The organism is Piscinibacter sp. (assembly GCF_047600445.1).
Classification (GTDB): domain Bacteria; phylum Pseudomonadota; class Gammaproteobacteria; order Burkholderiales; family Burkholderiaceae_C; genus Piscinibacter.
In genome coordinates, this window is record NZ_JASGKT010000002.1 from 1,600,514 (window position 1) to 1,625,871 (window position 25,358).

Sequence of the window (25,358 nt, forward strand, 5' to 3'; positions counted from 1 at the left end):
GCCGGCGCTCGGCCGTTCAGCACCACTTTGTGACAACCATCACCAGGAACAAACGGCATTTCCCGCCAGCGTTGATACGATTTTCCCCACTTCGACCCGGCGGGTCGGAGCAACAACGAGATCACGACGGGGAGGCGGGAATTGCGCAGGATCGCTGCATCGACACTGCTGTTGCTGGGCCTGCTGACCGCTTGCGGCGGCGGCGGTGGTGGAAACGGAAGCGGAAGCGGCACGCCGGACAACGGCACCGGCACGACGCCGGCACCCGCGCCCGCCCCGACGCAACCCTCACCAGGGCCGGCCAACGGCATCGATGCCGCGCTCGCCAGCGGCGATCCATCCGCGCTGACCGATGCGCAAGCCCTCATGGCCCGGGCCCTCGACCATGCGCGCACACTGGCGCAGCAGCAGGCCGCCCGCATCGGCGCGCTGTATGCCGGCGTCAGCAGCGAATACCTGCCCGGCGCCAGCAGCCAGTTCATCGTGCCCGGCAACCCGGAGTCCGCCCAGCCGCTGATCGTCGGTGACGGCGGGCAGCGGCTGGCCGCGATCAGCACGGCGCACGGCGGCCGCGCCGCCGGCTACGGCGAGAACGTGCTCGCGCAGTTTCGCGGCAACGCCAACCTGAACCACGCCCCCGCGTTCCGCCGCCTGCTGGCCTGGCTGGCGAGCGGCCATGCCGACAGCGCGCTGCCGGCGCCGCTGAACCTGAGCATCGTCGGCCTGTCCGCGAAGGACACCCTGGACGGCCTCGCCAAGGCCGGCGTCAGCGCCAAGGATGCGGCCTGCGACGCGCTGGCCGACAGCGCCTGCGCGGCCGGCATGGCGCTGGTGATCGTCGGCGGCGACGTCGCCGCGAGCGACACGCTGACCGCCCGCATCCGTGACCTGCTGCAAGCCGGCAAGCCGGTGCTGTACGTGCACGACAACGGCTGGGGCGACAGCCCCTCCGGCCGCCAGGTGCTGGCGGCCATGGACCTGGAGCTGGGCGGCTACGGCGGCAACTTCTGGGACGAGGACAAGGTGGCGGCCGGGCGCAGCAGCAGCGCCAACGAGAAGGCGACCGCGCAGTTCGGCGCCATCCTGCCGCTGCTGGAGCGGCTGGCCGGGAACACGCTGCGCACCAACTACGACTGGAGCCCTTGCAGCGACACCGACTGCGACGAGGTGACCGCCTTTGACGCCGACGTGCTGGCGCCGGCCGAAGACGTGCGCGGCCAGCTCGATGCCTTCAACAGCGCCGGCCGCAACCTGTTCACCACGCCGAACACCACGCTGTTGCGGCTGCTCTCGCTGTGGGCCGACACGGTGCGCAAGCAGATCGCCTACCCGCTCGACAAGGCCGCCAAACCGGCCGATTTCCAGCGCGCGGTGATCGCCGATGCCTGGGTCAGCTATGTGCGCCATGCCGGCGGGCGCCAAACCGATCTCGGCTCCTACCTCGGCGGCAAGGCGGCCACGCTGCCGGTGTCCAGCGCCGACGAGACGGTGAAGGTCACCCTCACCGGCGCCGACGGCTTCACCGCCATCGGCCGCTTCGCCGCGCCGGGGCAGCCGCTGCAGGTGACGCTGCTCGACGCCGGCCAGGCCAGCGTGGCGCTGCGCATCAACACACAGCGCAGCGGCTCCACCAAGTGGGGCAGCAGCCGCGACTACACCCGGCCGCGTTACCTGGCCAGCCCCGCCATCCGCCTGGCCGGCAATGCGCCGGTGCCGGTGGTCACGCCCTACGGCGGGCTGCTGCAACTGCAATTCAGCGGCGCCACGCCCGGCCAGGTGGTGACGCTGCGGCTGCGCGGCGCGGCGCGCCAGCCCTTCCTCGACCTGACCGCCAACGGCGATCGGGCCGCCTTCGTCACCGCGCTCGCCGACACGCCGTTCGAATGGGCCGAGATCAAGCTCGCCGGCCTGGAAGCGCACACCCGCGTGGACATGCTGCGCGAGGTGATCAACGACACGCCTTATCAGGGCAACGTGGACCGGTATCTCGACGAGATGGTGAACCTGTTCTTCGAGAGCGACTACGACCTGGCCGGCTTCGCCCGCGGTGGCCGCAGCCTGCCCGACGCGGTGCGATCGTTCTGCGCCGCACGCGGCTGGAACTGCACCGATGCCACGCTGCATCGCGGCCCCGGCACCCAGCACGTGAACGCCGACGTCTACGCGCAGTGCGGCATCGGCTGCTCCGGCAACCCCTATGACCAGACCTGGGGCGTCACCCCGCGCGGCTGGGGCGAGAGCCACGAACTGGGCCACAACCTGCAGCTCGGCGAGCTGGATGTCTATGGCGGACGCAGCGGCGAGGTCTCGAACAACCTGTTCCCGCTGCACAAGAAGTGGCGCCTGTTCCGCGAACTGGGCGTGAACGAGGAGAACGCCCGCGTGAGCTACCGCAGCGCCTTCGACCGGATCGTCGCCGCCAAGGCGAACGCCACGCCGGTCCAGGCCGCCTACCAGGCCCTGTGGGCCGACGACCGCTACGCGGCGCAGAACGGCGAGCGCCTGGCGTTCTACATGCAGTGGGTGCACCACTGGGCCGAGCGCACCGGCAACGTCACCCAGGGCTGGAACATCGTCACCCTGCTCTACCTGCATGCCCGCCAGCTCGCCGCCGGCGCCGCCTCGGGCGCCGAATGGGACGCCAAGAAGGCGGCGCTCGGCTACGGCCAGTACACCAGCCGGCCGAAGACCGACGGCAACGACAACCTGCTGCTGGCGCTGTCCACCATCACGCAGCGCGACCAGCGCGCGACCTTCGACCTGTGGGGCGTCAAGTACTCGGCCGCCGCTTCCAACCAGGTCGACAGCTATCGCTACGACGCGCAGCCGGCGTTCTTCTACGCCAACACCGGCACCAACGACCACGGCACGGTGCGCAAGGTGGACATGACGGTGGCGAAGCCGGCCTGGCCGTTCTGAGCCCCTTCAGGACTCGACCCTGTCGCGCCCCAGCGCCTTGGCGCGGTACAGCGCCGCATCGGCGCGGGCGAACAGGCTGTCGCGGGTGTCGCCCGGCTGCGCTTCGGCGATGCCGATGCTGGTGCTGATGCGCAGCTCGGGCGCGACGTCGGGCAGGCGCACGGCGCGCGTGGCGTTCAGCAGGCGTTCGGCGATGGTGCGCGCCAGCGCGTTCGACGCGCCCGTGCAGACCATCATGAACTCCTCGCCACCGAAGCGGCCCAGCGCGTCGTCCCCGCGCAGATGCGCCTTCCATGCGGCGGTGGCGGCGCGCAGCACCGCGTCGCCCGTGGCATGGCCGTAGCGGTCGTTGATGGTCTTGAAGTGGTCCAGGTCGAGCACCAGCAGCGCGAGCGGCGCGCCGGTGCGCGCCGCCCGGGCCAGCGCGGTGTCGACGATGCGTTCGATGACGCGCCGGTTGGCCACGCCGGTGAGCTGGTCGGTCATCGCCAGCGTGCGCAAGTGGCGCGAACGGCGCTGCTGCCGCAGCGCCAGCGCCGCCAGCACGACGATCAGCAGCGCACCCAGCACCAGCGCCGCCGTCTGCCAGGCGCGCGCACGCTCCAGCGCGGCGACGTGCCGGCGCTGGGCCTCGGCCTCGACGCGCAACTGCCGGTTCTCCAGCTCGCGCGTGCGCAACTCGTGCTCGGAAGCCAGCAGCCGGTTCTGCTCCAACTGCATCCTGCGCTGCAGGCCGGCCTGCAGCTCGCTGTAGCGCTTGAAGTCGTCCAGCGCCGCGGCGCTGCGCCCCAGCGCTTCCTCGCTGGCGGCCATCGACTGGTAGGTCCAGGCCAGGTAGCGCTCGTTGCCCTCGCGCTGCATCAGCGGCAGCGCCTGGCGGTAGATCGTCAGCGCCTGCTGGTGCCGGCCCTGTCCGGCCAGCGCCTGGCCGGTGAGCAGCCGCAGCATGCCTTCGTTCTGGGTGATGCCGGCCGCGGCAAAACCGGCGCGCGCCTGTTCCAGCGTGGCCAGCGCCGTACCGTGCCGGCCCTGCGCCACCTGGGCCGAGGCGAGGCCGAGGCGAGCATAGGCGGCCCGGTCGCCGTGGCCGTGTTCGCCCGCCACCTCGACCGCACGCTCGAACGCCGCCTGCGCCTTGTCCGGCGACTCCGCCTCGGCATGCAGGTGGCCGAGCTGGATCAGGATGCCCGCCACGCCCTGCCAGTCCTGCCGCGCCTGTGTGCGCGCCATCGACTCGTTGAAATACTGCTCGGCGTGCGACCAGTCGCCGATGCGGCGGTAGGTGGTGGCCAGGCGCAGCAGCAAGGCGTCGACTTCGTGGTCGATGCCGGCGTCGCGGAAGGCCGTGCGCGCGCGCTGGTAGTCCAGCAGCGCCTTGGCCTGTTCGCCCACGCGCGACAGCAGGCTGCCGCGCACCATCAGCGCCTCGCCCAGCAGTTGCGGCTGCTGCGCGCTCTCCAGCAGCGCCACGGCCTTGTCGATCTCCACCAGCGCCTGCTTCGGGCCTTGCAGCGGCAACACGTAGGCGGTGATGCAGATCAGGCCGCGGCCTTGCGCCGGCACGTCGTTCACCGCCTGCGCGAGGGTCAAGGCCTCCCGGGAATAGGCCAGCGCGCGTTCGTTGTCGCTCCAGCGCTTGCTGCCGCAATCCACCGAGCGGAAGCGTGCGTCGCGCAGCGCATCGCCCGCGGGCAGCAGCGCGCGCAGCCGCTCCACCTTGGCGGCGGTGACGTCGTGGCGCAGGTCCAGCGAGGCGGGGCCGGTGATCTCGGCGTACAGCGCATCGAAGGGCTGCGTCGCCGCGCCGACGTCCGAGGCCGCCCAGGCCATCGGCGACAGGGCCAGCAGCCCGGCCAGCAACAGCCCGGCCAGCCACGGCGCTGCGGGGCCGTGGCGAAGAGGGATTGCTCCTGGCGTCGTCATCGACGGGGATCGTAGCCGGCATGCCGCCGACCGGCCTCCGAACGGGCTTCGCGCGAAGGCGATCGGCTAAAATCGTGGCTTCGGAGAGATGGATGAGTGGTTTAAGTCGCACGCCTGGAAAGCGTGTGTGGGTTAACAGCCCACCGCGGGTTCGAATCCCGCTCTCTCCGCCACGCCACCGCCGCTGACTCCCCTGCTGCGCTCGCCGCAGCGAGTTGTTGCGATTGCAGCCGCGGCGGCTTTCCGCGGCCACCCCACCCGGCATAGACTCGCGGCGATGAGCGACAAGCCCTCAGACGCCGAACCTGCAGCGCCCGCCGAGCCTCGCCCGGCCGACGCCGGCCCGCGCACCGAGCCCGCGCAGCCGGTTCCGGTCGAAGCCGCGACGCCGTTCAAGCGCATGCCCCACGTGCCCAAGCGCCGCAGCGGCTGGGAGGCGTTCAGCGTGCCGCTGCCGCTGCAGTTCGCCATCGCGGTGATCCTCGGCGTGCTGATCGCCACCGCCATCGCCGCCGCCTACGTGAAGTGGAACGCGCGCGTCACCGCCGAGGCGAACGCACGCGCCACGCAGGAGGAGATCGAGCGCATCGCGCGCGAACGCGAGCGGCAGCTCGAAGCCGAGCAGAGCGCCGCCGCCGAGCGCCAGCGCAAGGCGGCCGACGAGGAGCGCCAGCGCATCGAGCGCGCGCGCGAGGAGCAGCGCCTGGCCGAGGAGGCGCAGCGCGCCAGCCAGGGCGAGGCCGAGCGCATGGAGAAGGCTTTCGCCGCCAGCTACCGCAAGCCGCCCGGCTGCGCCGACTCGGGCTCGCTGGCCTGCGCCAACCACTACATCCGCGCCCGGCGCGCCTTCGAGGCGCAGTACCTGCGCGAACGCGCGCGCCAGCGCGCGGCCTCGGCGCCGTAGCCGCCCCCTCGCCCTCCCTGCGATCTATCCGGCCGCGTCGCCGCTCAGGCGGCGGTACAGCGCGAGGTAGCCGCCGGCCGCGCCGTCCCACGAGAAGTCCTGCGCCATCGCGGTGGTCATCAGCTTGCGCCACAGCGCGGGCTGGGCATGGGCGCGCACCGCGCGCGCCAGCGCCGCTTCGAGCGCCGCCGGGCTCGCCTCGTCGAAGGTGAAGCCGGTGGCGCGGCCCTCGCGCAGCGCGGCCTCGTCGGCATCGACCACGGTGTCGGCCAGGCCGCCGACGCGCCGCACCACCGGCAGCGTGCCGTAGCGCAGGCCGTAGAGCTGCGTCAGCCCGCAGGGCTCGAAGCGCGAGGGCACGAGGATGGCGTCGGCGCCGGCGATCACGCGGTGCGCCAGCGCCTCGTCGTAGCCTATGCGCAGCGCCACGCGGCCGGGGTGCGCGTGGGCGGCCTGCGAGAACGCGGCTTCCAGCATGGGGTCGCCGCTGCCCTGCACCACCAGTTGCGCGCCCAGTTCCAGCAGCGCGGGCAGCGCGGCGAGCACGAGGTCGAGGCCTTTTTGCGCCGTCAGCCGGCTGACCACGCCGAACAGCGGCCCCGTCGCGTCGGCCGCCAGCCCCATCTCGGCGCGCAGCGCGGCCTTGTTGCGCGGCTTGTCGCGCGGGTCGCCGGCCGAGTAGCGCGCCGCGATGCCGCTGTCGCGGGCCGGGTCCCACACCGCGCCGTCGACGCCGTTGAGGATGCCGCTGACGTCACCGCCGCGGCCGCGGATCACGCCGTCCAGCCCGCAGCCGAACTCGTGCGTGCCGATCTCGCGCGCGTAGGTCGGGCTCACGGTGGTGATGCGGCGCGCGTACTTCAGCCCCGCCTTCATGAACGACAACTGGCCGTGGTACTCGACCCCGTGCGACTGCATGAAGTGCGGCGGCAGGCCGAGCTGCGCGAATGCGCCGGCCGGGAACAGGCCCTGGTAGGCCAGGTTGTGCACCGTGAACACCGTGGGCACCGTGTTGCCCGGGTGCGCGGCGAGGTAGGCGCAGGCCATCGCGGCGTGCCAGTCGTGCGCGTGCAGCAGCGTGGCCGGCCAGTCGCGGTCCAGGTCGCCGCCGGCCACGTGCGCCGCCATCCAGCCCAGCAGCGCGAAGCGTTGCAGGTTGTCGGGCCACTCGCCGCCGTCCTCGGCCTGGTAGGGGCCGCCGGCGCGCCGGTAGAGCCAGGGCGCGTCGACCACGTAGGCCGGCACGCCGCTGCCGGGCAGCGTGCCCAGGCGCAGCGCGACGCGGCCGGCGCCGAACAGCGGACCCAGCTCGACGATGGTCTTCGGCTGTTGCAGCACGTCGGCGATGGCCGGGTAGCCGGGCAGCAGCAGGCGCACGTCGGCGCCCTGGCGCCGCAGCGCCTGCGGCAGCGCGCCCATCACGTCGGCCAGCCCGCCGGTCTTGACCAGCGGGAAGACCTCCGCGGCAACCTGGAGCACGCGCATCGCTCAGACCTCCTCGAGCTGGCCCAGCATCTCGCGCGTCACCAGCGTGATGCCGGCGTCGCTGCGCACGAAGCGCGCGGCGTCGGCGTCGGCGTCCTCGCCGATCACCATGCCGTCGGGGATGCGGCAGCCGCGGTCGACCACCACGCGGTTCAGCCGCGCGCCGCGCCCCACCTGCACGCCGGGCAGCAGCACCGCCCAGTTGACGCTGGCATGGGAGTGCACGCGCACGCTGGAGAACAGCACCGAGCGGAACACGTGGCCCGAGACCAGGCAGCCGCCCGAGACCAGCGACTCGATCGCCATGCCGCGCCGGTCGTCCTGGTTGTGCACGAACTTGGCCGGCGGCAGTTGCGGCTGGTAGGTCCAGATCGGCCAGCGCGTGTCGTACAGGTTCAGCAGCGGGTCGGTGGCGGTGAGGTCGATGTTGGCGTCCCAGTAGGCGTCGATGGTGCCGACGTCGCGCCAGTACGGTTCCTCGTCGATGCGCGTGCCGACCGCGCTCAGCTCGAACGGGTGCGCCGCGGCGCGGCCGTTGCGCACCGCCGCCGGGATGATGTCCTTGCCGAAGTCGTGGCTGGAGTTCGCGTCGGCGATGTCGCGCTCCAGCTCCTTGTAGAGGTAGCGCGCGTTGAAGATGTACACGCCCATGCTGGCCAGCGAGCGCTCCGGCTTGCCGGGCATGCCGGGCGGGTCGGCCGGCTTCTCGACGAAGTCGGTGATCAGGCCCTTGTCGTCCACCGCCATCACGCCGAAGGCCCGGGCCTCGGCGCGCGGCACCTCGATGCAGGCCACCGTGCAGTCGCGCCCCTTGGCGACATGGTCGGCCAGCATCAGCGCGTAGTTCATCTTGTAGATGTGGTCGCCGGCCAGCACGATGATGTAGTCGGCGCCGTAGCTGGCGAGGATGTCCTGGTTCTGGTAGACCGCGTCGGCGGTGCCGCGGTACCAGCTCTCCTCGTCGACGCGCTGCTGCGCCGGCATCAGGTCGACGAACTCGTTCATCTCGCTCTTCAGGAACGCCCAGCCGCGCTGCAGGTGGCGCATCAGGCTGTGGCTCTTGTACTGCGTGATCACGCCGATGCGGCGGATGCCGGAGTTCAGGCAGTTCGACAGCGCGAAGTCGATGATGCGGAACTTGCCGCCGAAGTACACCGCCGGCTTGGCGCGCCTGTCGGTCAGGTTCTTCAGCCGGCTGCCGCGCCCGCCGGCCAGCACCAGCGCCACCGCGCGCTTGGGCAGATCGAGGCTGAGCGCCAGTTCGTTCGGCTTCATCGAATCGTCTCCTCGGGTCTCGTCGAAGGCCCACGGCATGGGGCGGCCCGATGATCGGCGATTTCGGCGGGCGCGGGCATGACAACCATCACGCTCGGGGCCGCCGGACCGCCGCGCCGGCGCGACAGGCTCGAAACTTGCGTTTGCGCCTCGGTTGACGCCCTTCCGATGGGCATGGACACTGCGCACCCCGCCGCAAGGCCTGAGGACTCTCGTGGACACGAACGCCCCTTCTTCCCGCTTCGACAGCGCCCTCGACAGCCATCTGCTGCAGACCGTCGGCGTCGCGCCGGCGCAGGCCACGCCCACCGAGCTGATGCAGGCGGTGGCGCAGGTGGCGCGCGAGCAGCTCTCGCGGCGCTGGGTCGCCACGCAGGCGCGCGAGCGCGAGGCCGGGGCGCGGCGCGTCTACTACCTGTCGATGGAGTTCCTGATCGGCCGCACGCTGGGCAACGCGCTGGCCGCGCTCGACCTCGGCGATGCCGCCGCGCAGGCGGTGCGGCAGCACGCGCTGACGCTGGAAGACGTGGCCGGGCGCGAGCCCGACGCCGCGCTGGGCAACGGCGGCCTGGGCCGGCTGGCGGCGTGTTTCCTCGACTCGATGGCCACGCTCGGCCTGCCCTCGTTCGGCTACGGCATCCGCTACGAGTACGGCATGTTCGCGCAGGAGATCAGCCAGGGCTGCCAGGTCGAGTATCCCGACCCGTGGCTGGCCGACGGCACGCCCTGGGAGTTCCCGCGCGCCGGCATCGCCTACCCGGTGCGCTTCGGCGGCTGGGTCGAGCACCAGGGCGACAAGGCGGTGTGGCGCCACGCCGGCGAGGTGGCCGCCAAGGCCTACGACATGGTGGTGCCCGGCCACGGCACGCAGAAGGTCAGCACGCTGCGGCTGTGGAAGGCGGTGGCGCCGGCGCACATCGACCTGCACGCCTTCAACACCGGCGACTACGCGCGCGCCGCCGGCGTCAAGAACGAGTACGAGAACATCTCCTGGGTGCTGTACCCGAACGACAGCACGCCGGCCGGCCGCGAGCTGCGGCTGCGCCAGGAGTACTTCTTCGTCGCCGCCTCGGTGCAGGACATCCTGGCGCGCCACCTCGACGAGCACGGCACGCTGGCCAACCTCGCCGACCGCGTGGCGATGCACCTGAACGACACGCACCCGGCGATCGCGGTGGCCGAGCTGATGCGCGTGCTGTGCGACGAGCACGAGCTGCCCTGGGAGCAGGCCTGGGACATCACGCAGCGCGTGTTCTCGTACACCAACCACACGCTGATGCCCGAGGCGCTGGAGACCTGGCCGGTGGGGCTGATGCAGCACGTGCTGCCGCGCCACCTGGAGATCATCTTCCGCATCAACCAGGTGTTCCTCGACTTCGCCGCGGCGCAGCGGCCGGGCGACCTGGGCTTCCTGTCGCGGCTGTCGCTGATCGACGAGAACGGCGAGCGCCGCGTGCGCATGGCCCATCTGTCCATCGTCGGCAGCCACAAGGTCAACGGTGTCTCGGCGCTGCACTCCGAGCTGCTGGTCGAGACCATCTTCGCCGACTTCGCGGCGCTGTGGCCCGAGCGCTTCACCAACATGACCAACGGCGTGACGCCGCGGCGCTGGCTGGCGCAGGCCAACCCCGGCCTGGCCGCACTGCTCGACCGCGGCATCGGGCCGGCGTGGCGGCTCGACCTCGACCAGTTGCAGGCGCTGCGCGAGCGGCGCGGCGACGCCGCGTTCCGCGACGAGTTCATGGCCGTCAAGCGCGCCAACAAGGCCCGCCTGGCCGGGCACATCGCGCGCGCCACCGGCATCGCGGTCGACCCGTCCAGCCTGTTCGACGTGCAGGTCAAGCGCATCCACGAGTACAAGCGCCAGCTCCTGAACGTGCTGCACGTGGTGGCGCGCTACCAGGCCATCGCCGCCGACCCGGGCGCCGACTGGGTGCCGCGCACGGTGATCTTCGCCGGCAAGGCGGCCTCGTCGTACGCGATGGCCAAGAACATCATCCGGCTGATCCACGACGTGGGCGCCGTGGTCGAGCGCGACCCGCGCGTCGGCGGGCGGCTCAAGGTGGTGTTCGTGCCGAACTACGGCGTCTCGGTGGCCGAGGTCATCATGCCCGGCGCCGACCTGTCGGAGCAGATCTCCACCGCCGGCACCGAGGCCTCGGGCACCGGCAACATGAAGCTGGCGCTCAACGGCGCGCTGACCATAGGCACCGACGACGGCGCCAACATCGAGATCCGCCAGCACGTGGGCGACGACAACATCTTCATCTTCGGCCTGAAGACGCCCGAGGTGCAGGCGCTGCGCGCCGGCGGCTACCAGCCGATGCGCTGGTACGAGGGCAACCCGCAGCTCAGGAACGTGCTCGACGCGATCGCCGGCGGCGCCTTCTCGCCCGAGGAGCCGGGGCGCTACCGCGGGCTGGTCGATTCGCTGCTGTGGGGCGGCGACCACTACCTGCTGCTGGCCGACTTCGCCGCCTACGTCGAGACGCAGGCGCGTGTCGACGCGCTGTACCGCCAGCGCGACGAGTGGGCCGCGCGCGCCATCGCCAACGTGGCCGGCATGGGCGCCTTCTCGTCGGACCGCACGATCCGCGAGTACGCGCGGCAGATCTGGGGCATGACGCCGGCGCCTTGATTCAGTCCGGGCGCCGACTGTCGACGGCTACCATCGCGGCGATGCTGACCGACACCGAGATCGAGCTGATCCGCCACGCCCGCCACGGCGATCCGTTCGCCGTGCTGGGCCCGCATGCCGACGCCGAGGGGCGCGTGCAGTTGCGCGCCTTCCTGCCCGGCGCGACGCACGTGCTGGCGGTCGATGCGCACAGCGGCGCCACGCTCGCGCCGCTGCTGCTGGCGCACGTCGACGGCGTGTTCCAGGCCACGCTGCCCGCCGCGCTGCCGGCGGCCGGCTACCGCTTCCAGGTGCGCTGGGGCGACGGCAGCGGCGCGCTGCTCGACGACCCCTACCGCTTCGGCCCGCTGCTCGGCGAGATGGACGCCTGGCTGCTCGGCGAAGGCACGCACCTGCGCCCCGGCGAGGTGATGGGCGCGGCGCCGCGCGAGATCGACGGCGTGGCCGGCACCGCCTTCGCGGTGTGGGCGCCGAACGCGCGGCGCGTCAGCGTGGTGGGCGACTTCAATACCTGGGACGGCCGCCGCCACCCGATGCGGCTGCGCCGCGAGTGCGGCGTGTGGGAGATCTTCCTGCCCGGCGTGGCCGCCGGCGCGCGCTACAAGTTCGAGATCGTCGCGCCCGACGGCACTGTGCTGCCGCTCAAGGCCGACCCCTACGCGCGCCAGTCCGAGCTGCGCCCGGCCACCGCCAGCGTGGTCGCGACCATGCCGGACAAGGTCGCGCCCTCGGAGGCGCGGCGCCGGGCCAATGCGCTCGACGCGCCGCTGAGCATCTACGAGGTGCACCTCGGCTCGTGGCGGCGCAAGCCCGAGGAAGGCGACCGCTGGCTGAACTGGGACGAACTCGCCGCGACGCTGCTGCCCTATGCGCGCGAGATGGGTTTCACCCACCTCGAACTGCTGCCGGTGTCCGAGCATCCGTTCGACGGCTCCTGGGGCTACCAGCCGATCGGGCTGTACTCGCCCACCGCGCGCTTCGGCGACGCGGGCGGCTTTCGCCGCTTCGCCGAACGCTGCCGCGCCGAGGGCCTGGGCCTGATCATCGACTGGGTGCCGGCGCACTTCCCCAGCGACGAACACGGCCTGGCGCGCTTCGACGGAACGCACCTGTACGAATACGCCGACCCGCGCGAAGGCTTCCACCCCGACTGGAACACGCTGATCTACAACCTCGGCCGCACCGAGGTGCGCAACTTCCTGGTCGGCAACGCGCTGTACTGGCTGGAGCGCTACGGCGTGGACGGCCTGCGCGTCGACGCGGTCGCCTCGATGCTCTACCGCGACTACAGCCGCGAGCACGGCCAGTGGCTGCCCAACGTGCACGGCGGGCGCGAGAACCTGGAGGCCATCGCCTTCCTCCAGCGCCTGAACGAAGTGATCGGCAGCGAACGGCACGAGGCGGTGACGCTGGCCGAGGAGTCGACCGCCTTCCCGGCCGTCTCGCGCCCGACCTACGTCGGCGGGCTGGGCTTCCACTACAAGTGGAACATGGGCTGGATGCACGACACGCTGAAGTACATGGCGCGCGACCCGGTGCACCGCCGGTATCACCACGGCGAGCTGAGCTTCGGGCTGGTCTACGCCTTCAACGAGAACTTCGTGCTGCCGCTCTCGCACGACGAGGTGGTGCACGGCAAGGGTTCGCTGCTCGGCAAGATGCCGGGCGACCGCTGGCAGAAGTTCGCCAACCTGCGTGCCTACTACGGCTTCATGTGGGGCCACCCGGGCAAGAAGCTGCTGTTCATGGGCGGCGAGTTCGCGCAGGAGCGCGAGTGGAACCACGACCGCAGCCTCGACTGGCACCTGCTCGCCGACCGCTCGCACGCCGGCGTGCAGCGCCTGGTGCACGACCTGAACCGCTTCTACCGCGCCACGCCGGCGCTGTACGAACGCGACTTCGACGCCAGCGGCTTCGAGTGGATAGACCACGAGGATGCGCAACATTCGGTGCTGAGCTTCGTGCGCCGCAGCGCCGACGGCCGCTCGCAGGTGCTGGTGGTGTGCAACTTCACGCCGACGGTGCGGCACGGCCACCGCCTCGGCGTGCCGCTGCCGGGCACCTGGCGCGAGCGCATCAACACCGATTCGCAGCACTACGGCGGCAGCAACGTCGGCTGCCGCTGGGGCGCGGCGGCCAGCGAGCCGGTGCCCTGCCACGGCCGCGCGCAGTCGCTGCTGCTCGACCTGCCGCCGCTGGCCACGGTGTTTTTCGAACACGAGCGGACGTGAGCGCCGAACTTCAGCCCGGCCGCCCCTGGCCGCTAGGCGCGCACTGGGACGGCCGCGGCGTCAACATCGCGGTGTTCTCGGCGCATGCGCAGCGCATCGAGTTCTGCGTCTTCGACGCCGCCGGCAGCCACGAGACGCACCGCTTCACGCTGCCGGCGCGCAGCCAAGAGGTCTGGCACGGCTACCTGCCCGGGGCGGGGCCTGGCCTGGTGTACGGGCTGCGCGCGCACGGGCCGTGGCAGCCCGGGCGCGGCCACCGCTTCAACCCGCACAAGCTGCTGCTCGACCCCTGTGCGCGCGAGATCGTCGGCCGCTTCGAGTGGCGCGACGAGCACTTCGGCGCCGCCGCGAACCACGGCCCGGACCCGCGCGACAACGCCGCGCACGCGCTCAAGGCGCGCGTGGTCGAACCGCTGCGCGACGTGCCGAGCGACGACGAGCGCCCGCACGTTCCGCCCGAGCGCACGGTGATGTACGAGCTGCACGTCAAGGGCTTCACGCGGCGCCACCCCGGCGTGGCGCCGGAACTGCGCGGCAGCTACGCCGGGCTGGCGTCCGACGCGGCGATCGCGCACCTGCGCGAGCTGGGCGTCACCACGCTGTGCCTGCTGCCGGTGCACCAGCACATCGACGAGCGCCGCCTCGTCGGCCTGGGCCTCGCGAACTACTGGGGCTACAACAGCATCGGCTTCTTCTGCCCCGACGCGGGCCTGGCCAGCGGCGCCGGCGGGCTGACGCCGCGCGAGGAGTTCCGCGCGATGGTGCGCCGGCTGCACGCGCACGGCTTCGAGGTGCTGCTCGACATGGTCTACAACCACAGCGCCGAGTCCGACGAACACGGGCCGACGCTGAGCTTTCGCGGCCTGGACAACGCCAGCTACTACCGCCTGCCGCCCGAGTGCATGGCGGCCTACGAGAACCACACCGGCTGCGGCAACACGCTCGACCTGCGCCAGCCGCGTGTGCTGCAGATGGTGCTCGACAGCCTGCGCTGCTGGGCCGGCGAGATGGGCGTCGACGGCTTCCGCTTCGACCTCGCGCCGGTGCTGGGCCGCGGCGACCACGGCTTCGACCGCCACGCGCCCTTCTTCACCGCGCTGGCGCAGGACCCGCTGCTGTCACGCCTGAAGATGGTCGCCGAGCCCTGGGACGTCGGCCCGGGCGGCTACCAGCTTGGCGCCTTCCCGGCCGGCTGGCTGGAATGGAACGACCGCTTCCGCGACACGATGCGCGCCTTCTGGGCGCAAGGCCGGGGCACGCGCGGCGAGTTCGTGCAGCGGCTCGCGGCCTCGTCGGACATCTTCCAGCCGCGCGGCCGCGCGCCGGCCGAATCGGTGAACTTCGTCGTCGCGCACGACGGCTTCACGCTCGCCGACCTGCTCAGCCACGATCAGCGCCACAACGAGGCGAACGGCGAGCACAACCGCGACGGCCATGCGAACAACCACTCGGCCAACTTCGGCGTCGAGGGGCCCAGCGCCGACCCGGCGGTGCGCGCGCTGCGCGGCCGCGTCGGCCGTGCGCTGCTGGCCTCACTGCTGCTGTCGCAGGGCACGCCCCTGCTCTGTGCCGGCGACGAGATCGGCCGCAGCCAGGGCGGCAACAACAATGCCTACTGCCAGGACAACGCCCTCTCGTGGCTGGACTGGGCGCAGGCCGATGCCGAACTGCTCGCTTTCACGCGCCGGCTGCTGGCGCTGCGCCGCCAGGCGCTGCCCTTCGCCAACCGCTGGTACGACGGCCAGCCCGACGAACGCGGCGTGCGCGACGTGACCTGGCTGCGCGCCGACGGCGGCGAACTGCACGGCGACGACTGGCGCCAGTCCGAGGGCCGCGCGTTCGGCTGCCTGATCGGCCGCCCCGGGGGCGGTGGCGCGCCGCTGCTGCTGCTCGTCAACGGCGAGGCCGCCGACATCCCATTCATGCTGCCGCGCGGCGCCTGGCAGGCCGTGCTCGACAGCGCCCATCCGCGCGGCGAAGCGCACTGGCAGGGTGCGGGCGAAGCGCCCTATCCGCTGCCGGCGCGCAGCGTCGCGCTGCTGGCCGGCGACGGCCACGCCATCGTTCCGTAGGACATCCCATGCGCCTGCCACGCGCCAGCGGCGTGCTGCTGCATCCCACCTCGCTGCCCGGCCCGCACGGCTCGGGCGACTTCGGCGCTGCGGCCTACCACTTCGTCGACTGGCTGGTCGCGGCCGGCCAGACGCTGTGGCAAATTCTGCCGCTGGGCGGCATAGGCCCGGGCAACTCGCCCTACATGAGCAGTTCGGCCTTCGCCGGCAACGTGCTGCTGATCGACCTGGAGGAACTGCACCGGCGCGGCTGGCTGACGGCCGACGAGCTCGTGCCGCCGGCCGGCATCGCCGAGCAGCGGTTGAACTTCGCGGCGGTGGTGCCGTTCCGCATGGACCGCCTGGCGCGGGCCGCGCAGCGCTTCGCCGCGCAGGCGAATGCCCAGGAGCGCGCCGAACTGCATGCCTTCTGCGAACGCCATGCCGACTGGCTGCCCGACCACGCGCTGTTCATGACCCTGGCCGAGCAGCGCCTGTCGCGCGACTGGTGCGACTGGGAAGCACCGCTGGCCGCGCGCAACCCGGTGGCGCTGGCCAGCGCGCGCCACGTCCATGCCGAGCGCGTCGCCTTCTGGACCTTCTGCCAGTGGTGCTTCTTCCGCCAGTGGCTGGCGCTGAAGGCCTACGCCAACGGCCGAGGCGTGCGCATCGTCGGCGACGCGCCGATCTTCATCGCCTACCAGAGCGCCGAGGTGTGGGCGCGGCCGGAGCTGTTCGAGCTGGACGCGAAAGGCCGGCCCGGCGTGGTGGCCGGCGTGCCGCCGGATGCCTTCAGCGCCACCGGCCAGCGCTGGGGCAACCCGCTGTACCGCTGGCCGGCCCATGCGCGCGAGGGTTATGCGTGGTGGGTGCGGCGCATCCGGCGCAGCTTCGAGCTGGCCGACATCGTGCGCATAGACCACTTCCGCGGCTTCGCCGGCTACTGGGAGATCCCGGCCGATGCGCCCACGGCGGTCGAAGGCCGCTGGATGCCGGGGCCCGGCGAGGCGCTGTTCGAGGCGGTGGCGCGCGCGCTGGGGCCGCTGCCGGTGATCGCCGAAGACCTCGGCGTGATCACGCCCGACGTGGTGGCCCTGCGCAGGAAGTTCGGCTTCCCCGGCATGCGCATCCTGCAGTTCGCCTTCGAGGGCGGCAGCGGCAACGCCTACCTGCCGCACAACCACGAGCCCGACAGCGTGGTCTACCCCGGCACGCACGACAACGACACCGCGCTGGGCTGGTGGCAGGCGCTCGACGAGGGCCGGCGCCGGCACGTGCGCGACTACCTCGGCAGCGACTGCCGCGAGATCCACTGGGCGCTGATCCGCGCCGCCTGCGCCAGCGTGGCCGACACCGCGGTGCACCCGATGCAGGACGTGCTGGGCCTGGGCGCCGAGCACCGCATGAACCTGCCCGGCCAGGGCGCGGGCCACTGGGCGTGGCGCTTCGCCTGGAGCCAGGTGCGGCCCGAGCACGCGCAGCGGCTGGCGCAACTGGCGCGGCTGTACCGCCGCGACGGCACGCCGCTGCAGTCGTAGGCCGGTGCCATGAAAAACGGGGCGCCGAAGCGCCCCGTTCATGCGGTCACGAAACCGCCGTGCTCAGCGCACCACGGCCATCTGCTCGCGCTTGCCGCCCTTGTAGGTGTACAGGGTCAGCGCGCCGTTCTTGATGTCGCCCTTCTCGTCGAAGGCGATGTTGCCGGTCACGCCCTTGTGCTCGATCTTGGCCAGCACCGGCAGGTACTTGGCCGGGTCGGCCGAGCCGGCCTTGACCATCGCGTCGGCCATCGTCATCGTGGCGTCGTAGACGTAGGGCGCGTAGATCTGCACGTCGGCGTTGAACTTCTTCTTGAAGTCGGCCTTGAACTTGTCGAGCGCCGGCTTGCCGGCATCGTCGACACCGCCGGCCTCGGCGCAGATCACCTGGCTGTCGGCCATCGCACCGGCGGCCAGCTTGGGCAGTTCGCCCGAGCAGATGCCGTCGCCGCCGAGGAACTTGGCGTTGATGCCGAGCTGCTTCATCTGGCGGATCATCGGGCCGGCCACGGCGTCCATGCCGCCGTAGAAGACCACGTCGGGGTTCTTGGCCTTGATGGCGGTCAGGATGGCGGTGAAGTCGGTCGCCTTGTCGTTGGTGAACTGCTGTTCGGCGATGGCGCCGCCCGAGGCCTTGACGGCCTTGGAGAATTCCTCGGCCACGCCCTGGCCGTAGGCGGTGCGGTCGTCGATCACGGCGATCGACTTGCCCTTCAGCGTGTTGACGGCGTAACGGCCCAGCGTGCCACCCAGGTGGGTGTCGTCGGCCACGACGCGGAAGGCGGTCTTGTAGCCGTTGCGGGTGTACTTCGGGTTGGTCGCCGACGGCGAGATCTGCGGGATGCCGGCGTCGCTGTAGATCTTGGAGGCCGGGATGGTGGTACCGGAGTTCAGGTGGCCGATCACGCCGTTGACCTTGGAGTCGACCAGCTTCTGCGCCACGGCGGTGCCCTGCTTCGGGTCGCCGGCGTCGTCTTCGGCCAGCAGCTCGAACTTGGCCTTCTTGCCGCCGATCGTCACGCCCTTGGCGTTCAGTTCGTCGATGGCCATGCGCGCGCCCATCTCGTTGTCCTTGCCGAGGTGGGCGATGCCACCGCTGGTGGGGCCGACGTGACCGATCTTGACGACCACTTCCTGAGCCGACGCGGCGCCTGCGATGAGCAGGGCGGCCGCAGACACCACGGCATTGAATTTGACTTGCATGTAGAGACCTCCGGGTTGGGGAATGTTGAGAGCGTTCGGAAGAGAGAGGGTATTTCTCAACGGCCGAGACGATACTCCAAAAGAAACGCCGTCTGTAGCGCTTCGCCTCAGGGGAAACCTTCGATTCGCCCCCGGGGCCTGCCCTCAACGCACGGCTCAGCGTGTGCGATGACGGGCGATTTCCGAAGCGACGGCGCGCGCCACGACATCACGCAAGGTCGATGCCAGCTCGGTGCGCGCCTCGCGCATCAGCGCATCGGTGGCGCGCGTCAGCGCCGGGGCCAGCGCCTCGCGCAGCTTGACCTCCAGCATCAGCTCGATCTGGCGCTGCAGGTCGGCCAGCACGCGCTGCACCAGTTCGTCCTCGTCGAGCGCCTGCGGCACCGCGGCGGGCGGCGCGGGGGCGTGCAGCGGCGTGGGCTGGGTGGGCGCGAAGGCGCTGGCCGGCACCGGCGTGGCGGCGTCCGGCAGGCTCACCACCTCGGTCAGCGTGGGCACGCGCGCCGGCGGCGGGGGGCGCAGGGTCATGCCTCGACCTCGTGCTTGTCGATGGCGTAGCCGCGCGCCGCGTAGTGCTTCCAGCGCGCGCGCGCGGCGGCGCGGTCGGCCTCGTCGGTGGAGACGATCTCGATCAGCCGCTCGAAACTCTCGAAGCCGGCCGGCGGCTGCGCACCCAGATTGAGCAGCACGTCGTGGTGCGGCGCACCGACGGGCGTCGGCATCAGGCACACCGGCGTGTCGCGCAGCCGCTCGGGCAGCGCCTGGCCGTCGCGCAGCAGAACGTGCGGGATGAACTCGGTGGGCTCGAAGCTCCACAGCGCGCGGTCCAGCTCGGCGAGCTGGCGCGCCTCGCCGGTGACGGCGATGCGCGCGTTCTGGCGCGTCGCCTTGCGCAGCAGCCGGCAGGCGTAGACCAGCCGCTGCGGCACGTTGAAGTGGAAGCTGACGCGCGTCATCGTGGTCCGGCCCGCGCGCGGATTCAACCCGCCTGCGAGAGCACGAAATGCGTCAGCAGCGCCACCGGCCGCCCGGTGGCGCCCTTGGCGGCGCCCGACTTCCAGGCGGTGCCGGCGATGTCCAGGTGCGCCCAGCGGTAGCGGCCGGTGAAGCGGCGCAGGAACATCGCCGCGGTGATCGCGCCGCCGGCGCGCCCGCCGACGTTGCCCATGTCGGCGAAGTTGCTCTTCAGGGCCTCGTCGTACTCCTCGTCGAGCGGCATGCGCCAGCACGGGTCCAGCGCCTCGGCGCCGGCGGCCAGCAGCGCGGTGGCGAGGCGGTCGTCGGCGCTGAACAGGCCCGTGTGGTGGTGGCCCAGCGCGATCACGCAGGCGCCGGTGAGCGTGGCCACGTCGACCACGCAGGCCGGCTTGAAGCGCTCGGCGTAGGTCAGCGCGTCGCACAGCACCAGCCGGCCCTCGGCGTCGGTGTTGAGGATCTCGATGGTCTGCCCCGACAGGCTGGTGACCACGTCGCCCGGCTTGACGGCGCGTCCGCCCGGCATGTTCTCGGTGGTCGGCACCAGCACGACGAGGTTCAGGCGCGGCTTCAGCTCGGCCACGGCGCGCAGCGTGCCCAGCACGCTGGCGGCGCCGCCCATGTCGAACTTCATCTCGTCCATCTCGGCGGCCGGCTTGATCGAGATGCCGCCGGTGTCGAAGGTGATGCCCTTGCCCACCAGCACCACCGGCGGCTGCGACTTCGGCGCGCCCTGGTACTGCGCGACGATGAAGCGCGGCGGCTGCGCCGAGCCCTGGGCGACGGCGAGGAAGGCGCCCATGCCGAGTTTCTCGATCGCCTTGCGGTCCAGCACCTCGACCTTCAGGCCGAAGGCCTTGCCGAGCTTCTTCGCCTGATCGCCCAGGTCGCTGGGCGTGCAGTGGTTGCCCGGGCGGTTGCCGAGTTCGCGCGCCAGCGTCACGCCGGCGGCGACCGCCTGGCCGCGCGCCAGGCCCTGCGCCACCGCCTTGGCCGCGCCCTTGCCCGCCAGCAGCGTGACCCGAGACAGAGCGCCGGCGGCCGGCGCGCTCGGCTTGGTGTGGCGGTAGACGTAGGTGGCGTCGTTCACCGCCGCGACCAGCGCCTCGGCCTGCGCGGCGCTGGCCTCGCCGGCGCCGGCGAGCGCCACCGCGACGTGCCGGCTGCCGCCGCCCTTGAGCGCCGCGAGGCCGGCGGCGAAGGCCGCCTTCACCGCCTGCGGCGTCGCCGTGCCGCAGGCGGCCAGCACCAGGCGCGGCGCCTTCAGGCCGCTCGGGCGGTGCAGGTAGACGGTCTTGCCGCGCTTCAGTTCGAACTCGCCGTGCGCGAGCGCGTCGTCGAGCGCGCGCTTGACGGCCGCATCGCGCACCGCGTCGGCCTGGTCGCCGGCGACCACCAGCAGCAGCGCGTCGCAGGCCACCGTGGCCAGCGCGTCGGGGGAAACGCCTTGATGACGAAAGTCCATAATCGTCGACTGTTCCAAGATGCGCACGATGTTATTCGATTCCACCCTGCGGGCCGACCTGGCGCGCAGCTTCGGGGCCACCCTGGTGGTCATCCTGACCATCGTGCTGACGATGTTCCTGATCCGCACGCTCGGCCAGGCCGCGGTCGGCCGCGTGTCGCCGCAGGACGTGGTGCTGCTGCTGGGCTACACCGCGCTGGGCCACCTGCCGACCATGCTGGCGCTGTCGCTGTTCGTCTCGGTGGTGGCCACGCTCGGGCGCATGTACCGCGACAGCGAGATGACGATCTGGTTCGCCAGCGGCGTCGGCCTGGCGCGCTTCGTGCGCCCGGTGCTGCGCACGAGCTGGCCGGTGCTGCTGGTGATCGCCGCGCTGGCGCTGTTCGTCTGGCCCTGGGTCAACCAGCGCGCCAACGACCTGAAGGAGCGCTTCGAGCGCCGCTCCGACATCTCGCGCGTCGCGCCCGGCCAGTTCCAGAGCTCCAGCGACGGCAAGCGCGTGTTCTTCATCGACCGCGACTCGGAGGACGGCCGCACCGGCCGCAACGTCTTCATCCTGTCGACCACGCCGCAGGCCGAGTCGGTGACCTCGGCGAAGACCGGCCGCATCGAGGTCGAGGGCGACGACCGCTTCCTCGTCCTCGACCGCGGCCAGCGCAACGAGGAGAACCGCGCCAGCGGCGAGAAGACGCTGTCGCGCTTCGAGAGCTACCGCATCCTGGTGGGCGACCGCGCGCTGGCGCGTGTCACCGGGGCACCGCCGCGCGCCACGCGCAGCATCGAGCTGCTGCGCAAGCCCACGCCGCGCAACCTCGGCGAGTTCACCTGGCGCATGGGGCTGCTGCTCGGCGCCGGCAACCTGCTGCTGCTGGCGATCCCGCTGTCGGCCGCCAACCCGCGCCGCGCCAGCAACTGGAACCTGCTGTTCGCGCTGCTGACCTTCGTCGTCTACTACAACGCGATCAATCTCTCGCAGGCCTGGGTGGCCGGCGGCCGGATGGGCGTCGGCACGGCGCTGGCGCTGTTCCACGGCGGCGCCTTCGCGCTGGCGCTGGCGCTGCTGTGGTGGCGCGAGCAGGGCAACCGGGGGCTCGGCCTCACGCGGCGGCGCGCCGCCGCGCCCGCGGCGGCGGCATGAAGACCGTCCGCCGCCTCTTCTACCGCGACATCGTCTCGTCGGTGGGTTTCGTCGCGATCGCCTTCCTGTCGCTGTTCTTCTTCATCGACTTCGTCGAGGAGCTGGCCGACGTCGCCAAGGGCTACACCGTGCTGCACGCGGTGGCCTACTCGCTGCTGCAGGCGCCCGGGCACCTGTACGAGCTGATGCCCATCGCGGTGCTGATCGGCACGATCTACGCGCTGGCGCGGCTGGCGCAGTCGTCCGAATACACCATCCTGCGCACCGGCGGGCTCGGGCCGGCGCGCGCGCTGTCGCTGCTGGCGCAGCTCGGGCTGATGTTCGCGGTGCTGACCTACGTCACCGGCGACTGGGTGGCGCCCTACAGCGAACGCCAGGCCACCGAGCTGGTGGCGCGCGCCAAGGGCAAGGTGCGTGTCGGCGCCGCCGGCGCCTGGCTGAAGGACAGGCGCGCCGCGCCGGACGGCGAGCACAGCTTCTCGGTCAACGTCGGCTTCGCCGGGCATGACGGCGTGCTGCACGACATCCGCATCTTCGAGTTCGACGCCGACGGCCGGCTGGTGCGGCGCATCGGCGCGGCCAGCGCCACCATCGCCGACCGCGCCTGGCAGCTCGCCGAGGTGCGCGTGACGCACTGGTCCGCCGACGCCGACGCCGCGCGCAGCGCGGCCTCCGACGAGCAGCTCGCCACGCTGGCCTGGCCGAGCGCGCTGTCGGCCGGCGTGGTGGCCGCCGCGGTGCTGCCGCTGTCGACCATGTCGACGATCGAGCTGTTCCGCTACATCGGCCACCTGGCCGACAACGAGCAGGCGGCGCAGCGCTACGAGATCCAGTTCTGGAAGCGCGCGCTGTATCCCTTCGCCTGCCTGGTGATGATGGCGCTGGCGCTGCCCTTCGCCTACATGCACGCGCGCGCCGGCAGTGTCAGCTTCAAGGTGTTCGCCGGCATCATGCTGGGCATCGGCTTCGTGCTGCTCAACAACATGGCCGGCCACCTCGGCCTGCTGCACGACTGGACGCCGTGGATCACCGCCGCCACGCCCAGCGCGCTGTTCCTGATGGTGTCGCTGGCGGCCTTCAGCTGGCTGGTGCGCTACCGATGAAGCGCGGCGTGCTGCTGTTCGCCCACGGTGCGCGCGACCCCGGCTGGGCGCGGCCCTTCGAGGCGGTTGCGCGGCGCGTGCGCGCCGCCGGCGTCGAGGCCGCGCTCGGCTACCTCGAATTCATGAGCCCGAGGCTGCTCGACGCCGGCGCGACGCTGGCCGGAGCCGGTTGCGACCACGTCGAGGTGCTGCCGCTGTTCCTGGGCGCCGGCGGCCATGTGCGCCGCGAGCTGCCGGCGCTGGTCGACGAACTGCGCCGCCGCCACCCCGGCGTTTGCTTCGTGCTGCGCGGCGCGGTCGGCGAGGACGAGGCGGTGATCGAGGCGATGGCCGCCTGTGCATTGCGCGGCGCCGGCGACACCTGAGAGGCGGAAAGCACCATGAACCTGCATCAATTCCGCTTCGTCCAGGAGGCGGTGCGCCGCAACCTCAACCTCACCGAGACGGCCAAGGCGCTGTTCACCTCGCAGCCGGGCATCTCCAAGGCGATCCTCGAGCTGGAGGACGAACTGGGCGTGGACATCTTCGCGCGCCACGGCAAGCGCCTGCGGCGCGTCACCGAGCCTGGCCTGCAGGTGCTGAAGTCGATCGAGATCATCATGCGCGAGGTCGGCAACCTCAAGCGCATCGGCGAGGAGTTCTCCAAGCAGGACGCCGGCACGCTGTCGATCGCCACCACGCACAGCCAGGCGCGCTACTTCCTGCCCGAGCCGATCGCGCAGTTGCGCAGGCGCTTCCAGAAGGTCAACGTCAGCCTGCACCAGGGCTCGCCGGACCAGGTGGCGCGCATGGTGATCGAGGAGGTGGCCGACATCGGCCTGGCCACCGAGGCGCTCGACGCGCACGACGAACTGGTCACCCTGCCCTGCTACGACTGGCAGCACGCCCTCGTGATGCCGGCCGGCCACCCGCTGGCGCAGCTCGAGCGCGTCGAGCTGGAGGACCTGGCGGTGCAGCCGCTGGTGTCCTACCACCCCTCGTTCAGCGGCCGCACGCGCGTCGACCAGGCCTTCGCGGCGCGCCGGCTCAAGCCGAACATCGTGCTGGAGGCGATCGACGCCGACGTGATCAAGACCTATGTGCGCCTCGGCCTGGGCGTGGGCATCGTCGCCGAGCACGCGGTGCGCGACGACGCGCCGGGCGGCGAGCTGGTGTGGCGCCCGCTCGGCCACCTGTTCGGCCGCAACGTGACGCGCATCGCCTTCAAGCGCGGCGCCTACCTGCGCAGCTTCGTCTACGCCTTTGCCGAGATGCTGTCCGACCGCCTGACGCGCCCGCTGATCGTGCAGGCGCTGTCGGGGGCCCCCGGCGCCGCGCCCGACTACCAGCTTTGACCCGACCCGCCATGACCGACTTCCGCTCCCCCGCCATCGAAAGCCGCCTGCCGCGCGTGGGCACCACCATCTTCACCGTGATGTCGGCGCTGGCGCAGCAGCACGGCGCGGTCAACCTCGGCCAGGGCTTTCCGGACTTCGACTGCGACCCGGCGCTGCTCGACGCCGTCACCGACGCGATGCGCGCCGGGCTGAACCAGTACCCGCCGATGGCCGGCGTGCCGGCCTTGCGCGAGGCGATCGCGGCCAAGATCGAGGCGCTGTACGGCCGCCGCTACGACCCCGGCAGCGAGATCACCGTGACCGCCGGCGCCACGCAGGCGATCATCACCGCGATCCTGGCCGTCGTGCACCCGGGCGACGAGGTGATCGTGCTCGATCCCTGCTACGACAGCTACGAGCCCAACATCGAGCTGGCCGGCGGCCGCGCGGTGCACGTGCCGCTGACGCCGGGCAGCTTCCGCCCCGACTTCGCGCGCATCGCCGCGGCGCTGTCGCCGCGCACGCGCGCGATCATCGTCAACACGCCGCACAACCCGAGCGCGACGGTGTGGAGCGAGGCCGACATGCGGCGCCTGGCCGAGTTGCTGCGCCCGACCGACGTGCTGGTGATCGCCGACGAGGTCTACGAGCACATGGTCTACGACGGCGCGCGCCACGAGAGCATGGCGCGCCACCCCGAGCTGGCGCAGCGCGCCTTCATCGTCTCGAGCTTCGGCAAGACCTACCACGTGACCGGCTGGAAGGTCGGCTACGTCGCCGCGCCGGCGGCGCTGACGGCCGAGTTCCGCAAGGTGCACCAGTTCAACGTGTTCACCGTCAACACGCCGATGCAGCACGGGCTGGCGGCGTTCATGGCCGACGCTTCGCACCACCTGAACCTGCCGGCCTTCTACCAGCGCAAGCGCGACCTGTTCCGCGCCGGCCTGGCCGGCAGCCGCTTCAGGCTGCTGCCCAGCGAAGGCAGCTACTTCCAGTGCGTGGACTATTCGGCGATCGGCGACGAGCCGGAAGAAGCCTTCGCCCGCCGCCTGACGAGCGAAGCCGGCGTGGCGGCGATTCCGCTGGCGGCCTTCTATCCCGACGGCTTCGAGCAGCGCATCGTGCGCTTCTGCTTCGCGAAGAAGGACGAGACGCTGAAGCTCGCGCTGGAACGCCTGGCGGCGCTGTAGCCGG

Annotated in this window: 18 protein-coding genes and 1 tRNA gene; 12 read left to right on the forward strand and 7 right to left on the reverse strand. The window is 71.8% G+C overall.

The features are described from left to right. Window positions 1-171 precede the first annotated feature (171 nt). Entirely contained in the window at window positions 172-2,919 is a 2,748-nt protein-coding gene (locus QM792_RS11715; RefSeq protein WP_415151620.1) for an ImpA family metalloprotease, read from the forward strand. Between the two features lie 6 nt (window positions 2,920-2,925). On the opposite strand, the gene QM792_RS11720 is transcribed toward QM792_RS11715, so the two are convergent. Further along, complete coding sequence (locus tag QM792_RS11720) at window positions 2,926-4,842, reverse strand: diguanylate cyclase (RefSeq protein ID WP_415150163.1); 1,917 nt, start codon at window positions 4,840-4,842, stop codon at window positions 2,926-2,928. 82 nt (window positions 4,843-4,924) lie between these two features. Here QM792_RS11720 and QM792_RS11725 point away from each other — a divergent pair. Both QM792_RS11725 and QM792_RS11730 read left to right on the forward strand, forming a co-directional pair. Next, a tRNA-Ser gene (locus QM792_RS11725) sits at window positions 4,925-5,015 on the forward strand. Between the two features lie 104 nt (window positions 5,016-5,119). Beyond that, a complete protein-coding gene (locus QM792_RS11730) occupies window positions 5,120-5,746 on the forward strand; it encodes a hypothetical protein (RefSeq protein ID WP_415150164.1) in 627 nt (208 codons plus the stop codon). Between the two features lie 24 nt (window positions 5,747-5,770). On the opposite strand, the gene glgA is transcribed toward QM792_RS11730, so the two are convergent. Beyond that, window positions 5,771-7,231 (reverse strand): glycogen synthase GlgA, encoded by a 1,461-nt coding sequence (gene glgA / locus QM792_RS11735; protein WP_415150166.1) that lies wholly within the window; start codon window positions 7,229-7,231, stop codon window positions 5,771-5,773. Between the two features lie 3 nt (window positions 7,232-7,234). Beyond that, window positions 7,235-8,506, reverse strand: coding sequence for a glucose-1-phosphate adenylyltransferase (gene glgC, locus QM792_RS11740; RefSeq protein ID WP_415150168.1), 1,272 nt, complete (start codon window positions 8,504-8,506; stop codon window positions 7,235-7,237). Window positions 8,507-8,720: 214 nt separating this feature from the next. Between glgC and QM792_RS11745 the strand changes: the two genes are divergently transcribed. From QM792_RS11745 to malQ, 4 genes are read left to right on the forward strand one after another with little or no spacing between them, the layout of a single operon-like run. After that, entirely contained in the window at window positions 8,721-11,144 is a 2,424-nt protein-coding gene (locus QM792_RS11745) for a glycogen/starch/alpha-glucan phosphorylase (protein WP_415150170.1), read from the forward strand. A 41-nt stretch (window positions 11,145-11,185) separates the two neighbouring features. Next, a complete protein-coding gene (gene glgB, locus QM792_RS11750; RefSeq protein WP_415150172.1) occupies window positions 11,186-13,375 on the forward strand; it encodes a 1,4-alpha-glucan branching protein GlgB in 2,190 nt (729 codons plus the stop codon). After that, complete coding sequence (glgX, locus tag QM792_RS11755; RefSeq protein WP_415150174.1) at window positions 13,372-15,447, forward strand: glycogen debranching protein GlgX; 2,076 nt, start codon at window positions 13,372-13,374, stop codon at window positions 15,445-15,447. The genes glgB and glgX overlap by 4 nt, the downstream gene beginning before the upstream one ends. Before the next feature lie 8 nt (window positions 15,448-15,455). Next, window positions 15,456-16,964, forward strand: coding sequence for a 4-alpha-glucanotransferase (gene malQ / locus QM792_RS11760; RefSeq protein ID WP_415150176.1), 1,509 nt, complete (start codon window positions 15,456-15,458; stop codon window positions 16,962-16,964). Window positions 16,965-17,027: 63 nt separating this feature from the next. Here the strand turns inward: malQ and QM792_RS11765 are convergent, their stop codons facing one another. The 4 genes from QM792_RS11765 to QM792_RS11780 form a co-directional block, all read right to left on the reverse strand. Further along, a complete protein-coding gene (locus QM792_RS11765) occupies window positions 17,028-18,167 on the reverse strand; it encodes a branched-chain amino acid ABC transporter substrate-binding protein (RefSeq protein WP_415150177.1) in 1,140 nt (379 codons plus the stop codon). Window positions 18,168-18,323: 156 nt separating this feature from the next. After that, on the reverse strand, window positions 18,324-18,695 hold the full coding sequence (locus tag QM792_RS11770; protein WP_415150179.1) for a hypothetical protein: 372 nt from the start codon (window positions 18,693-18,695) through the stop codon (window positions 18,324-18,326). After that, complete coding sequence (locus tag QM792_RS11775; RefSeq protein WP_415150181.1) at window positions 18,692-19,123, reverse strand: DNA polymerase III subunit chi; 432 nt, start codon at window positions 19,121-19,123, stop codon at window positions 18,692-18,694. The genes QM792_RS11770 and QM792_RS11775 overlap by 4 nt, the downstream gene beginning before the upstream one ends. A 23-nt stretch (window positions 19,124-19,146) precedes the next feature. Further along, the gene (locus QM792_RS11780) at window positions 19,147-20,607 is read right to left on the reverse strand and encodes a leucyl aminopeptidase (RefSeq protein ID WP_415150183.1); all 1,461 of its coding nucleotides are present in this window, start codon (window positions 20,605-20,607) and stop codon (window positions 19,147-19,149) included. A gap of 28 nt (window positions 20,608-20,635) precedes the next feature. On the opposite strand from QM792_RS11780, the gene lptF reads away from it, so the two are divergent. From lptF to QM792_RS11805, 5 genes are read left to right on the forward strand one after another with little or no spacing between them, the layout of a single operon-like run. Continuing rightward, window positions 20,636-21,745 carry an LPS export ABC transporter permease LptF gene (gene lptF, locus QM792_RS11785; RefSeq protein ID WP_415150185.1) on the forward strand — a complete coding sequence of 370 codons (1,110 nt, stop codon included), beginning with the start codon at window positions 20,636-20,638 and terminating at the stop codon, window positions 21,743-21,745. Continuing rightward, window positions 21,742-22,848 (forward strand): LPS export ABC transporter permease LptG, encoded by a 1,107-nt coding sequence (gene lptG, locus QM792_RS11790; protein WP_415150187.1) that lies wholly within the window; start codon window positions 21,742-21,744, stop codon window positions 22,846-22,848. Before lptF ends, lptG begins: the two co-directional genes overlap by 4 nt. Continuing rightward, window positions 22,845-23,213 (forward strand): sirohydrochlorin chelatase, encoded by a 369-nt coding sequence (locus tag QM792_RS11795; RefSeq protein WP_415150189.1) that lies wholly within the window; start codon window positions 22,845-22,847, stop codon window positions 23,211-23,213. The genes lptG and QM792_RS11795 overlap by 4 nt, the downstream gene beginning before the upstream one ends. Window positions 23,214-23,228: 15 nt before the next feature. Next, a complete protein-coding gene (locus QM792_RS11800) occupies window positions 23,229-24,182 on the forward strand; it encodes a CysB family HTH-type transcriptional regulator (RefSeq protein WP_415150191.1) in 954 nt (317 codons plus the stop codon). Between the two features lie 11 nt (window positions 24,183-24,193). Then, window positions 24,194-25,354, forward strand: coding sequence for a pyridoxal phosphate-dependent aminotransferase (locus QM792_RS11805; RefSeq protein WP_415150193.1), 1,161 nt, complete (start codon window positions 24,194-24,196; stop codon window positions 25,352-25,354). Window positions 25,355-25,358: the final 4 nt, after the last annotated feature.